Source organism: Streptomyces sp. NPDC052496 (genome assembly GCF_040679095.1).
Taxonomy (GTDB): domain Bacteria; phylum Actinomycetota; class Actinomycetes; order Streptomycetales; family Streptomycetaceae; genus Streptomyces.
The window spans coordinates 101,726-114,061 of the sequence record NZ_JBFAUH010000011.1 but is presented as its reverse complement, the minus strand read 5'-3'; the positions used below and the strand labels follow the sequence as shown (position 1 = coordinate 114,061).

The window sequence follows — 12,336 nt, the reverse complement described above, 5'->3', positions numbered from 1 at the left end:
GACAGCGCGCACCGGACAGCCGAGGTCGTTACGGCAGTCGCCGGCTGCCGTTCCCCGGCGCCCCCGCCCGCCGTAGGGTGATCGTTCTGCCGTGTGCTCCCCGGGGCACCACCAGGAACCGGACCGACGAAAGACGACTGCCATGCACCTGCGCTGTGCCGTGCTCGACGACTTCCAGGACGTTGCCACCACGGCCGCCGACTGGTCCCCCCTCCAGGACCACGTCGAGGTCACCTCCTTCCCCCGGCACTTCGCCGACGAGGACGAACTCGCGGCGCGGCTGGCGGATTTCGACATCGTCGTCACCCTCCGTGAACGGGTGCCCTTCCCGGCCTCGCTGTTCGCCCGGCTGCCCCGGCTGCGGCTGCTCGTCGCCTCCGGGATGCGCAACTCCGTGATCGACTTCGCCGCGGCGGCGGAGCACGGGGTGACCGTGTGCGGTACGCAGAGCGCCTCGGCCCCGCCCGTCGAGCTGACCTGGGCGCTGCTCCTGGGGCTCGCGCGCGGCGTGGTGGCCGAGAGCAGCGCGTTGCGGGAGGGCGGCCCGTGGCAGTCGACGGTCGGCGCCGACCTGCACGGCCGGCGTCTCGGCCTGCTCGGACTCGGCAAGATCGGCAGCAGGGTCGCCCGGATCGGTACGGCCTTCGGCATGGAGGTGGTGGCCTGGAGCCAGAACCTCACCGCGGAGCGGGCCGGAGAAGTCGGCGTCGGCCTCGCGGCGAGCAAGGAGGAACTCCTCGCCACCAGCGACTTCGTCTCGGTCCACCTGGCGCTGGGCGACCGCACCCGGGGCCTGCTCGGAGCGCCCGAACTCGCCCTGCTCAAGCCCACCGCCTACCTGGTGAACACCTCCCGGGCGGCCATCGTCGACCAGGAAGCCCTGCTCGACGCGCTGCGCCAGGGCCGGTTCGCCGGTGCCGGCATCGACGTCTTCGACATCGAGCCGCTGCCCGCCGGCCACCCGATGCGCACGGCACCCCGGCTGCTGGCCACGCCCCACCTCGGCTACGTGTCCTGGGACAACTACCGCACGTACTACGGCCAGGCGGTCGAGGACATCCAGGCGTACCTGGCCGGCGCACCGGTACGCCTCCTCGGCTGACGGGCCGCGGACGGCACGACCGATCGAGCGGCGCGCCCGGATGGCGCGCCGCTCGGCGGTGTTCAGGTGCCGCTCACCTCAGGAGCCGGGGCTCTAGAGGGCGTTGGCGAACCGCTTGAAGGCGGCCTTGGTCTTCGTGCCGGGGTCTCCGTCGATCTTGCCGGTGTAGCCCCAGCTGTCCTTGAGCAGGCGCTGCAGCGCCTTGACCGTCTCGGTGCCGGGCTTACCGTCGATCTTCCCGCGGTACTTCCAGTGCTTCTTGAGGCAGCGCTGGAACGCCTGCCAGCTCTCGGTGCCCAGCGCCCCGTCGATCTTGCCGGTGTACTTCCAGTGCTTCTTCAGCCAGCCCTGGACCTTCTTGGCCTGCGCGGCGCTCAGACCCATGTTGTTCACCGCGAGCGGCGCGACGGCCTCGGCCGACACCGCGGACACCGCCGGCTGCGCGGCCGGCGTGGCGGCGAAGCCGGTGCCCGCCCCCGCCAGGCCGCCGGCGGCGATGCCGACGGCGGCGGTGACACTGACCAGAGTCCTCTTCACAGCGTTCGGTCGCATGGTCTGCTCCCCCTTCGGGTCATGGGGGCGCCGCCTGACACGGCCGGCGCGTACGTCGTCGGACGCGTCGGCGCACCCCCTCATGGCCGTACGGCGCCAAGGCGGCTCTGGCGGTGGTGCTCCCCGTTCGCCTCGGCGCGGTACGGGGAAGAAGCTATCCGCCGGAGCGGCGGTCCTCGTCAGCCCACGAGTTGAGATCGGCGTGACCAGGAGATGACATCGGCCGTCCACCGAGCGCGGTAACGCCGGCAGATGTACAACCCCCGCGGTACTGCCCACCCGGACAAACCACCAGCGAAGCCAGTCATTTGGCCTCGCCCGCCCCCTCGGCCCACCCCTTGCTCAGCCGGGACCACTCAGGGGTGTCCGCGGCGGGGGCGGTGACGACATGGCGCCGGAAGGCGTCCTCCGCGGTGATGCCGTGCACCGCTTCGACCGTGTCGGCCGCCAGGTGGCACAGCAGGCCGCGGTCGGCGGGCTTGAGGCCGAGACGGTTGAGGTGGAGGTAGAGGTAGTTCACCACCAGCCGGAAGGAGGCGAACCAGGTGTCGTCGCGGAGGAAGTCCGCGTGACCGTGATCGGTCTGGAGGAGCCGGTGGAAGTCGCTGAGCTGCCGGGTCGGCAGCCTCGGGGCCCGGCCGGCGCCGCTGAGCGTCAGCTCGCCGGACTCCAGCAGCGGGTACGCGATGCGCTGGTACCGGCGGACGGCCTCGGCCCACTCGCGGACGAACGGCACGGTGGCGTCCGGAGCGCCGGGGGTGCCGGGGGCGCCGGGTTCCGCGGCCAGGACGGACTCCACCGTACGCAGGCGCGTGGTCAGCGCGTCGGCCTGCCGCCGGAAGCGCTCGTCGAAGGCGGCGCGGTAACCGGCCGGGTCGTGGGTGCGCGACAGGAACGCGTCGGCGTGGGACCGCAGGGACAGGAAGCCGCGCGCGATCGGCGCGCTGTCCGCGTCGAACGGGACGGCCGCCACCGACGCCGTGGTCCACATCAGGTCCAGTGCCAGTACGGGCAGCGCCCCACCGTCCTGAAGGTGCTCGTACATCGCGAACGCCAGGTCGTTGGTGTCGCTCAGGAAACCGGCCAGCACCGCACTGCCGCACCTCGACCCCAGCACCGGCAGCCGGTGGTCATAGGGCTGTTCGAGCACCGTGTTGTCGGGCACCCAGGGGTGCCGCGGCCCGGTCTCCATCTCCAGTTCCGCCAGCCGCTCGTGCACGGGGGCGAGCGCGGCCTCGTCCAGCCGGGCGGTCGAGGGGTGCTCGCGTACGTACGCCTCCAGCGTGGCGACGACCCGCGGGCGTACGTGGGCGGCCCACTCCTGCGGCGTCGTGCGGAAGTTCAGGCGCAGGTGCGGGCCGCGCAGCCAGTGCCGGCCGAACCAGGCGCCGCTGACCGAGGCCCGCACGGCCTCGAACGCCGGGCGGACGGCGTTCAGTACGAGCGCGGGCTCGGTGCTCTCGTCGTGGTGATGCACATGGATGCTGTGCCACTCGGCGGGCGCCCCGCTCACGAGACGGTCAACGCCTCGGGCAGTCCGGCGAGGACCCGGCCGACGAGGAACCGCACCTGGCTCTCCTGCCACAGGGTGAGCCCGATCCGGTTGTTGATCAGGTGACCGCAGCGCAGCAGCACCAGGCTCGTGGCCGGGTGGGCGATGTCGGCCAGTTCGAGCGGACCGGCGAGCGGTGAGGCCGGCCACTCGTTGGTGAAGGAGCCCGCGTCCTCCAGCGCGTGGAGCGTGTGCCGCAGCCGGCGCAGGGACGCCGTCCAGTACGCGCGGTGGCCGGCGCCGGCGGCGGTGAGCGTGTCCTCGGGGGCCGTCGCCAGGTGCCAGACGCGCCGGGCCCGTTCTTCGAGCTGCGCCCGCTGGGCGCGGTACCGCGGCTCGACGTCGGCCGCCTCGGGGCCGCTCCCGAAGGGCAGGGGCGGGCCGCCGTGCCGGGACCACCGGCCCCGTACCTCGTCGCAGAGCGCGAACACCCCCACGACCAGGTCGAACGCCAGCATCGCGCGCTGCTCGACGGTCGCGCCGGTGCCGACGGCGGACAGCGCCAGCTCGCTGGACTCGCGGAAGTGCTGCTCCACGGCGGTCATGGCCGCGCCGTACCCGAAGTCGGCGTTCTCCCGCTCGTACGGCCGGAAGTCCAGGGTGTTGTTGGGCCGTACCTCCTCCTGCTCCTCCTGGCCGGACCGGCCCTCCAGACTGGCCAGCCCCTCCGAGACCTCGGCGAAGCGCGCGCGGTCCACGACGTCGGCAGCCGGGACGGCCTCCAGGTACGCGCGGACGTGGCGGCCGGTCACCTCCTCGATCCCGGCACGGTCGGCGCTACGGGCGGGCAGCAGGCGCAGCCGGACGTGCGGGCCGCCTTCCCAGTACCGCAGGAAGAACCACCGCTGGACGAGACCGTCGGCCGTCAGCCGCGCGACCAGCGGGCGGACACAGTCGGTCAGCAGCGCGTCCTGGCCGGTGTCGTAGAAGATGTGGGCGCCCACCCAGTCGGAGCCCTCCGCGGTACCGGGGTCCAGCCGGTCGCTTCCGGTCTGCATCTCGCCTCCGTCGATCTCGATGGTCGCCGGTCCCCGCGTCGGCAGGGACCGGCCGCCCCGATTCTCGGGCGGGGGACGGGCAGCGGTCTTCACGGTACGACCACGGGGTGACCGAAGACCGCACCGCAGGGCACCGCAACGGGACGGCACCGGCACCGCAGTCCGCACCGCAGGCCGGGCCCGGCACGGGAGCACAGGCGCACGTCACAGCGTCGTACGCCGCACACACTCCGCGACGACCGCCTGCAGGCTGCCCGTCCGGCGCAGCCGCTCCCGCTGGATGTGCGCCCCGTTGCCGCGCCCCATCAGGGTGTCCAGGCGCTCCTTCGCGAGCCCGAGGTCACCGGTGTCCTCCAGGGCCTCGCCGACGTGGTCGAGCAGGGCGTGGACGACGGCCTCGGCAGGGGCGGGCGTCCAGGTGAGCGGGTGGATGAGGCGGCCCGACAGACCGGACCGGCCGGCCCGCCAGGTCGCCAGCCGTAACAGGCCGATCCCGGCGGGGTCCGGCGGCTCACCCGCGCGCCAGGCGCGGGCGGCCGTCTCCACCAGCCCCCGGGTCAGCGCGGCGAGCAGCACCGTGTCGTCGGACTGCAGACAGACGTCGGCCACCCTGATCTCGACCGTGGGATAGTGCCGGGACAGCCGGGCGTCGAAATAGATCATGCCCTCGTCGAGCAGGGTCTCCGTCGCGAGCATCTCCTGCACCCGCCGGTGGTAGTTCGCCGCGCAGCCGAACAGCTCCACCGGACCGGAGGACGGCCAGCGGCCCCACACCCGGCTCCGGTAGCTGCTGTACCGGGTGTCCTTGCCCTGCCAGAAGGGCGAGTTGGCGCTCAGGGCCAGCAGCGTCGGCAGCCAGGGGCGGATCCGGTCCAGTACGGCCACGCCCTCCTCGTCCGACTCGACGGACACGTGGATGTGGCAGCCGCACGCGAGCTGTTCCTGCGCGGTACGGCCGAACTCCTCCTCCAGCCGCTGGTAACGCTCGTCGAAGTTGAGGGACGGGACGACGGGCAGGGGAGAGGTGGCCAGCGCCACCAGTTCCGTACCGGCCCGGCGGGCCTGCCGCGCCGCTTCACCGCGCCAGCGCGCGACCTCGGCGGCCAGGTCCGCCATCAGCAGCCTGGGGCGGGTCGCGATCTCCAGCTGTTCGCGGTGCAGTTCCTTGTCCAGGGTGGAGTCGTCCGGAGTCGCGGCCAGTACGGTCCCTGAGACAGCTCGCGGCTTCCCTGAGTGCGGGTCCACCAGGAGAAGCTCTTCTTCCACTCCCACACTCCGCATACGACAGCCTCTCTCGACCGGCGACGGTCAGCAGGACGGCTTTTCCGTGTCTGCTGACATGGGAAACGCTGGCGGGGCACGGCACAAGGGGGCGGGCGGCCACGGAGTGGCGCGATGCGGGCGGGGCCGAGCGGCAGCGCGGTGCGGCAGCGCCGTACGGCGGCAGGGGTACGCCGCCGGGCGCCCGGCGGGCGGGTTCCTGCCAGGTGGGACGACGTTTCGTCCCAGTGCCGGAGCGGAACCCGCCGGACACCTCCGCGCCCGGGGCCGGACCTGCTCTGATGGAGGGACGCGCCATCAGGCGCGGGCGGACGGAGGGGCGGGCCATGCCGGTGGTGCGGAACGACGGAATCAGTCTCGCGTACGACGAGTACGGTGCCGGGGAGCCGGTCGTGATGGTCACGGGCACCGGGGCGCCGGGGCGGGTGTGGCGCGCGCACCAGGTGCCCGCGCTGACCGCGGCCGGGTACCGGGTGATCACCTTCGACCACCGGGGCATCCCGCCGAACGGCGGTGCCGGCCGGCCCTTCACCCTCGACGACATGGCGGCCGACCTCGCCGCCCTCATCACCCACGTGAGCCCGGGGTCCTGCCACGTCGTGGGTTTCTCGCTGGGGTCGGTCGTCGTACAGGAACTGCTTCTGGCCAGGCCGGAACTGGTCCGCAGAGCCGTGCTGCTGGCGGCCGTCGGCCGCGCGGACCCGCTGATCCGCGCGATGGTGGCGGCCGAGACCGACCTGTACGACAGCGGGGCCGCGCTCCCGCCCCGGTACGCGGCGTACGTCCAGGCGCTGCAGTACCTGTCGGGCGAAACGCTCGGCGATCCGGAGCGGCTGCGCGGCTGGCTGGACGTGTTCGAGATGACGGCGGCGGCGAGCCCGGTCCCCGGAATGCGCGGGCAACTGGAACTCCAGGTGATCGAGGACCGGCGGCCCGCGTACCGCAGCATTTCCTGTCCGTGCCTGGTCATCGGATTCGCGGACGACCGGATCGTCCGCCCGTACCTGGCCGAGGAAGTGGCCGCGTGCATTCCCGGCTGCCGGTACACCGAGATTCCCGGGTGCGGCCATTTCGGATACCTGGAGAAACCCGGCCCGGTGAATTCCGCGATCATCGGTTTCCTCACGGAAACGGGGCGTTGAGGGGGCGCGGCGCGTACGGCCCGTTCATGCGCCGAGGGTGGCCCGGATGCGTTTCTTGTCGGGCTTCCCGACGGGCGTCAGCGGGATCTCGGTGACCAGGTGCAGCCCGGAGGGCGCGTACATCGCCCCCTTGTGACGGGTGACGAAGTCCCGCAACTGCTCCAGGTCCAGCGGGTGTTCCGCGGCGGGGACGACCGCGACGTGCACCTCCTCGCCGGCGTCCGCGCGGCGCACACCGAACGCCGCGCAGTGGGCCACGGCCGGGTGGGTGAGCAGCAGGTCCTCCAGCTCACCGGTGTAGACGTGGCCGCCCACCACGATGATCATGTCCTTGAGCCGGTCGACGATGTACAGGAAGCCCTCCTGGTCGAGATAGCCCAGGTCCCCGGTGTGCACCCACCCGTCGCGCAGCACCTCCGCGGTCAGCCCGGGCTGCTTCCAGTAGCCGGTCATGGCCTGGCCGGAACGGACCCGGATCTCGCCCACCGCCCCGACGGGCACGGGCTCGCCCCGCTCGTCGTGGAGGGCGACCTCGACACCGGGGACCACCCGGCCGACCGTGGCCTGCCCCTCCTCGGGCATGTCGCGGTGCTCGTCCGGGCCGATGACGGTGACATGGCCCGCCTCGGACTGGCCGTAACCGCCGAACAGCACCGCGCCGAAGGCCTCGTGCGCCTGCCGCAGCCGTGCCGGCGAGGCGGCGCAGCCGCCGTAACTGATCCGCTGGATGCTGGACAGGTCGGTGCCGGCCAGGCCGGGGTGGTCGAGCAGCCGGTAGATCAACGGGGGCAGCAGCCACAGGTGGGTGATGCGCTCGCGCTCGACGGCGGCGAGCACCGCGCCGGGGTCGAAGGAGTGCTGGAGGACCACGGAGCCGCCGGCCAGGAAGGTGGCGTCGGCGATGTTGCCGGCCACGTGGGCGAGGGTGGTGCAGGCCAGGAAGCGGGGCGGCGTACCGGCGCCGACGGAGCCGAAGGCGAGCATGTCCTTGTAGGGGCCGTGCGCCATGCGGACGCCCTTGGGGACGCCGGTGGTCCCGCCGGTGTGGCGGATGCACCAGTCGTCCTCGGGGCGTGCCGCGCTCCGTACGGGCAGCGGTGCGTGCCGTGCGGCGCGCGCCAGCAGGTCCTGGCCGTGCGGGCCGGGGCCGAAGGAGAGGACGTACGGGGGCCGGGCGTGGGCCAGCAGGCTCTCGGTGGCGTCCGGCAGGTCGGGGTCGACCAGCAGCACCGCGGTGTCCACGCTCTCCGCGATGTGGGCGAGGGCCTCGGGGGCCATGCCCTGGTAGAGGAAGACGGTCCGGGCGCCGAGCAGGTTGGCGGCGTACCGCGCGGTCAGGGCCTCCGGCCGGTTCCCGGAGAGGAGGGAGACGGTGCTGCCGCGCCCGACGCCCCAGCCGGCCAGTTCCCGGGCGATGCGGTACACGCTGTCGCGGAATTCTCCGGCGGTGACCTCCCGGCCGTCCGCCGTGGTGACGACGGGCCGGTCCGGAGTTGTCGCCATGACGTCGAGAAGGCATTCGGCGTAGGTGCGGAAGTCGGTCGTCGGGGAATTCACCTCTGCGGCAGTGGAATAGGTGGTCATGGGGGGTCTCCCTACCGATGTAGGCGATTACTGCTTTTCGGTAAGCTAACAACTGGTTGCCGTATGAAGGTGTCCTGCTGATGAACAGCGTGTGATGTCTGAAAAGTGACTGGCGCGGCGCGCAATTCTCCGGTCAGCGGTCCGCGAGCCGGTCGTGGATCTTCTTGAGCTGAGCCACCTGCGCCGACTGGCTCCGCACGACGGCGCCGGCGAGCCGCTGCACATCCTCGTCGCGGCCGAGCTCGCGCTCGGTGCGCGCCATCTGGACCGCGCCCTCGTGGTGCCCGGTCATCAGCCCGGTGAACTTCCGGTCGAAGTCGGCGCCCTCCGCCTTCCTGAGGGCGGCCATGTCCTGGTCGGACACCATCCCGTCCATCTCCGCCCCGTCCCGTCCGACCTGCCCGTGGTCCATGCCGTGCGGGCTGTGCTCGGCGGACGGCGTTCCCAGATCACCGGAGCCGGTCGCGGCCGCCTCCGGCTCGCCCCAGGACTTCAGCCACCCCCGCAGGGTGGCGATCTCGGCGGCCTGGTCCTTGGCGATCTTCGCAGCCAGATCCTTGACCTCCTGGTCCGAGGCGCGCGCAGCCGCGGGTTCCGCCATCTCCACGGCCTGCCGGTGGTGCGGGATCATCCGCTGTACGAACCGCACGTCCGCGTCGTTGTGCGCGGCGCGCGCCGGAGAACCGCTGCGGGACGCCGCGGCCGGGCTGCCCCCGCCGCCGTCGCCGCTCCCGCAGCCCGCGAGGGCCAGCGCCCCGGCGGCCAGCGCACCGGCCAGTGCGACACGGCGACAGAAACGTCGCTCGCCGGCATGCATGATGAGCCCACCTCGATCCCTCAGCACACGGAGAACGCCCCCGCGCGCGCGTCGGCCTACGCCCGCACTACCGACGCGGGCAAGCGATCGAAGCGCGTGACGGCGCGGCACGCCGCGAAGGGATGAGCGGCCCACTCACGCGGTTGACCGGAGCCGGCCACCGCCCGCCCCGTCCGCCCCGGCATCCTCACCCACGGCCCCGGACCCACGGCGAGCAGGGGCGGTCAGCCACGGCCGCCCGCCCCCGCCCCGTGTCCGTGCCGTCTGCCTCAGGTGCGCCCGTCGCCGCTCCTGAGCTGCATGTCGACGTCGACCACGCCTTCGACGGCCCGGACCAGGCGGGCCGCCACCGGTATGAGGGAGGTGTCGGTGATGGTGCCGGCGAGGGTCACGATGCCCTGGGAGACCTCGACGGTCAGGTGCTGCCTGCGGGCGGCGAAGAGCTGGCCGACGACCGTGCGCCGGACCTCCTCGGCGATGTCCTCGTCCTCGCGGAGGAAGACCTTGAGGAGGTCGCTGCGGCTGACGACGCCTTCGAGGCGGCCGAAGGCGTCCACCACCGGCATCCGCTTGATGCGGTACCAGGCCATGGTGCGCGCGGCCTGCGCGAGGCTGGCGTCCGCGTGCACGGTGACGGCGGGGGCCGTCATCAGCTCGTCGGCCGTGACGCCACCGGACTTGATCAGGGCGTCCAGGACGCGCATCTGCTCGATGCGCGAGGGGGTGTGGTCGCGGAACTCCTCCTTCGGCAGCAGATCGGCCTCGGACACCACACCGACCACCCGGCCCTCCCCCTCCACGACGGGCAGTGCGCTGACCTTCCACTGGTCCATCGTGCGGACGATCTCCTTGAAGGGGGCGGTGCGGCCGATACTGATCACGGTGCGGGTCATCACGTCGCCGACGGTGCGGGGGTTGTTCCCTGGCGTCACGGGTTCCTGCATCACGGACTCCTTCAGCGCGGGCTCCTACCCCCAGAGTTGTGCCTCACGGGCCCGTGCACCACACACCCGTCGATGCGGACCGAGGCCGGAGCCGGAGCCGGCGGTGTGAGGAGGATCCGCCGGCTCCGACGGCCGGAACCTGTGTCCGGGCTCCGGGCGCCCGGCCGGGGCCCGGACACAGGTGGTCAGTGGACGCCGCTCCCGTACGGCCCGTAGAGGTCCAGCAGCCGGGTCCGCGCGCACCGCAGCCGGTCGCCGACCACCTCGGCGTACCGGAGCACCAGCGCGTGCCCGAGCTCCGGGTCCGCGTGGCACAGCGCCCGTACGTCCTGCGCGTCGAACTCCCAGGCGCGTACCGGACTCAGCGTCTCCGCGCCCAGGTGCCAGCTGTACGGCGGGAACAGCCACGACCAGCCCAGCAGGTCGCCCGGGTGCAGCGTCTCGACGACCGCGGCCCGGCGGCCCGGCACCCGGAGGTCGAGCTGGACCGACCCGGTACGCAGGATCCAGAAGCGGTCGGCTTTCCGGTCCTCCTCCAAGAGCCGCGTGCCGGCCGGGAAGGAGACCTCCCGGGCCAGCGCCATCAGCCGCTCGCGGTGTTCCGCGGGCAGCGCACCGAGCCGTCCGGTCGTCGTCCTCACCGCTCCACCTCCGCATCCTGCGCGGCACCGGCGCCCGTGGTGTACCGGGCGGGCCACCGGCACCGGCGGTTCCCATGTCCTCAGGATCCGCCGCCCGCAGCCGCCCCGGGACGGGCCGAACAGCCCTTTCACCGGGCCGAACAGCCCCGCCACGGGTCCGTCACGCCGAAGCGGCTCCCTCCCGGCGCGCCGCGGGCCGCACGATGCGTCCGGACCGCAGGAGGTGGACCGTGCCGGTGTAGGCGGTGACCAGCTCCAGTTCGTGGCTGACGAGGACGAGCGTCAGTCGCCGCTCGGCGCGCAGACGGGTCAGCAGGTCCAGGACCGCGGTGGCGGTCGCCGGGTCGAGGGCGGAGGTGACCTCGTCGCACAGGAGGAGGTCGGGTTCGGTGGCGAGGGCGCGGGCGATGGAGGCGCGCTGGCGCTGTCCGCCGGAGAGTTCGTGCGGGTAGCGGTGGGCGAAGTCGCGGGGGAGGCCGACGGCTTCGAGGAGGCTGCCGACCCGCTCGGGCAGCTCCGGCGGGGTGACGACGCGGTGCAGCCGGAGCGGGCGGGTGAGCGTGGCGCCTATGGTGCGCGAGGGATTGAGGGCGCCCAGCGGGTTCTGCGGGACGAACTGGATGCGCCGTTGCTGGTCGCGGCTGCGTTTGCGGGCGTTCGCGGGCAGCGGCCGGCCGTTCCAGGTGAGGGTGCCGGTCCGGGGGACCTGGAGGCCGGCGAGGGTCCGCAGGAGGGTCGTCTTGCCGCATCCGGAAGGGCCGGTGATGCCGGTGGCGGAGCCGGCGGGGATGTGCAGGCCGGCGCCCTCCAGGGCGTGGTGGGTGTGGCCGCGGTGGGTGAAGGCGACGTGCAGGTTCTCCGCGTGCAGCCCTTCGGCCACGGCTGCGGGGTCTCCGGCCGGTGCGGAGACGGTGGCGGGGCGCCGTGCCGGGCGGCCCTGGGCGGGGAGGACGGCGGCGGGCGCGTACGGGGACGGGGGGACGGCCTCGGGCGCGTGCGGAGCCGGGGGAGGCGCGGCCTCGGGCGCGTACGGCGTGGCTCCGGCCTCCAGGGTGACGACGGAGTCGGCGCAGCTCTCGACGACGTGCGGATCGTGGCCGGCCATGACGACGGCGAGGCCGTGCTCGGTGGCGAGGCGGCGCAGGAGCGCGGTGATGTCGTCGCGCAGTTCGGCGTCGAGGCCGGCGGTCGGCTCGTCCAGCAGCAGCACTTCGGGACGCCGGGCGAGGGCGCGGGCCAGCGCGAGCCGCCGTTGCTGGCCGCCGGAGAGCGCGCCGGGGCGGTGGTGGGCCAGCGGCCTGGGCAAGTGGCACTCGGCCAGGATGTGGTCGACGGCCTCGGGGGACGGGTCGGCGGCCAGTTCGGTGATCAGCCGGCGGGCCGTCATCCGGGGGTTGAGGGCGGAGCCGGGGTCCTGGCCCACGTAGGCGACGTGCCGGCGGCGCAGGGTGCGCAGTGCCTCGGGGGCGAGGGTGAGGACGTCCCGCCCGAGCACGTCGATGCTGCCGGAGGTGACGTGAGCGCCCTGCGGGAGTTCGCCGATCAGGGCGCGCAGCAGCGTCGTCTTGCCGGAGCCGGACGGCCCGGTGAGGGCGGCGATCCGGCCGGCGTGCAGGGTGAGGCCGGTACGGCGCAGGAGTACGGGCCCGGTGGCGAGGGCGATTTCGAGGTCGGTGACGGTGACGGGCGGCGGCGGGGAGTCGGTCAAGGCGAAGTCCTGGGG

General features: G+C 73.3%; 11 protein-coding genes. 2 read left to right on the top strand and 9 right to left on the bottom strand.

Features of this window, described 5'->3' with window-relative positions:
- The first annotated feature begins 142 nt into the window (after window positions 1-142).
- On the top strand, window positions 143-1,102 hold the full coding sequence (locus AB0L45_RS16835) for a D-2-hydroxyacid dehydrogenase family protein (RefSeq protein ID WP_365840470.1): 960 nt from the start codon (window positions 143-145) through the stop codon (window positions 1,100-1,102).
- A 93-nt stretch (window positions 1,103-1,195) separates the two neighbouring features.
- Here the strand turns inward: AB0L45_RS16835 and AB0L45_RS16830 are convergent, their stop codons facing one another.
- The 4 genes from AB0L45_RS16830 to AB0L45_RS16815 form a co-directional block, all read right to left on the bottom strand.
- Complete coding sequence (locus AB0L45_RS16830; protein WP_365840468.1) at window positions 1,196-1,654, bottom strand: peptidoglycan-binding protein; 459 nt, start codon at window positions 1,652-1,654, stop codon at window positions 1,196-1,198.
- 304 nt (window positions 1,655-1,958) lie between these two features.
- The gene (locus tag AB0L45_RS16825) at window positions 1,959-3,167 is read right to left on the bottom strand and encodes a thiopeptide maturation pyridine synthase (RefSeq protein ID WP_365840466.1); all 1,209 of its coding nucleotides are present in this window, start codon (window positions 3,165-3,167) and stop codon (window positions 1,959-1,961) included.
- Window positions 3,164-4,204, bottom strand: coding sequence for a thiopeptide-type bacteriocin biosynthesis protein (locus AB0L45_RS16820; protein WP_365840464.1), 1,041 nt, complete (start codon window positions 4,202-4,204; stop codon window positions 3,164-3,166). The genes AB0L45_RS16825 and AB0L45_RS16820 overlap by 4 nt, the downstream gene beginning before the upstream one ends.
- A 204-nt stretch (window positions 4,205-4,408) precedes the next feature.
- A complete protein-coding gene (locus AB0L45_RS16815; RefSeq protein WP_365840462.1) occupies window positions 4,409-5,485 on the bottom strand; it encodes a glutamate--cysteine ligase in 1,077 nt (358 codons plus the stop codon).
- Between the two features lie 326 nt (window positions 5,486-5,811).
- Between AB0L45_RS16815 and AB0L45_RS16810 the strand changes: the two genes are divergently transcribed.
- On the top strand, window positions 5,812-6,627 hold the full coding sequence (locus tag AB0L45_RS16810) for an alpha/beta hydrolase (protein WP_365840460.1): 816 nt from the start codon (window positions 5,812-5,814) through the stop codon (window positions 6,625-6,627).
- Window positions 6,628-6,651: 24 nt separating this feature from the next.
- On the opposite strand, the gene AB0L45_RS16805 is transcribed toward AB0L45_RS16810, so the two are convergent.
- The 5 genes from AB0L45_RS16805 to AB0L45_RS16785 form a co-directional block, all read right to left on the bottom strand.
- A complete protein-coding gene (locus tag AB0L45_RS16805) occupies window positions 6,652-8,211 on the bottom strand; it encodes an AMP-binding protein (protein ID WP_365840458.1) in 1,560 nt (519 codons plus the stop codon).
- A gap of 133 nt (window positions 8,212-8,344) precedes the next feature.
- Window positions 8,345-9,028 carry a DUF305 domain-containing protein gene (locus AB0L45_RS16800; RefSeq protein ID WP_365840457.1) on the bottom strand — a complete coding sequence of 228 codons (684 nt, stop codon included), beginning with the start codon at window positions 9,026-9,028 and terminating at the stop codon, window positions 8,345-8,347.
- 269 nt (window positions 9,029-9,297) lie between these two features.
- Window positions 9,298-9,972 carry a CBS domain-containing protein gene (locus AB0L45_RS16795; RefSeq protein WP_365840455.1) on the bottom strand — a complete coding sequence of 225 codons (675 nt, stop codon included), beginning with the start codon at window positions 9,970-9,972 and terminating at the stop codon, window positions 9,298-9,300.
- Window positions 9,973-10,157: 185 nt separating this feature from the next.
- Window positions 10,158-10,556 (bottom strand): cyclic nucleotide-binding domain-containing protein, encoded by a 399-nt coding sequence (locus tag AB0L45_RS16790; RefSeq protein ID WP_365840595.1) that lies wholly within the window; start codon window positions 10,554-10,556, stop codon window positions 10,158-10,160.
- 217 nt (window positions 10,557-10,773) lie between these two features.
- Window positions 10,774-12,321: an ATP-binding cassette domain-containing protein gene (locus AB0L45_RS16785; protein ID WP_365840453.1), complete on the bottom strand. Its 1,548-nt coding sequence runs from the start codon at window positions 12,319-12,321 to the stop codon at window positions 10,774-10,776.
- Between the last annotated feature and the right edge of the window lie 15 nt (window positions 12,322-12,336).

What these genes read in the sequence shown, in the direction of transcription:
- AB0L45_RS16805 (WP_365840458.1), bottom strand. Translation starts at nt 8,211, where the DNA reads ATGACCACCTATTCCACTGCCGCAGAGGTGAATTCCCCGACGACCGAC.
- AB0L45_RS16820 (WP_365840464.1), bottom strand. Translation starts at nt 4,204, where the DNA reads ATGCAGACCGGAAGCGACCGGCTGGACCCCGGTACCGCGGAGGGCTCC.
- AB0L45_RS16790 (WP_365840595.1), bottom strand. Translation starts at nt 10,556, where the DNA reads ATGGCGCTGGCCCGGGAGGTCTCCTTCCCGGCCGGCACGCGGCTCTTG.
- AB0L45_RS16815 (WP_365840462.1), bottom strand. Translation starts at nt 5,485, where the DNA reads ATGCGGAGTGTGGGAGTGGAAGAAGAGCTTCTCCTGGTGGACCCGCAC.
- AB0L45_RS16800 (WP_365840457.1), bottom strand. Translation starts at nt 9,028, where the DNA reads ATGCATGCCGGCGAGCGACGTTTCTGTCGCCGTGTCGCACTGGCCGGT.
- AB0L45_RS16810 (WP_365840460.1), top strand. Translation starts at nt 5,812, where the DNA reads ATGCCGGTGGTGCGGAACGACGGAATCAGTCTCGCGTACGACGAGTAC.
- AB0L45_RS16830 (WP_365840468.1), bottom strand. Translation starts at nt 1,654, where the DNA reads ATGCGACCGAACGCTGTGAAGAGGACTCTGGTCAGTGTCACCGCCGCC.
- AB0L45_RS16835 (WP_365840470.1), top strand. Translation starts at nt 143, where the DNA reads ATGCACCTGCGCTGTGCCGTGCTCGACGACTTCCAGGACGTTGCCACC.
- AB0L45_RS16795 (WP_365840455.1), bottom strand. Translation starts at nt 9,972, where the DNA reads ATGCAGGAACCCGTGACGCCAGGGAACAACCCCCGCACCGTCGGCGAC.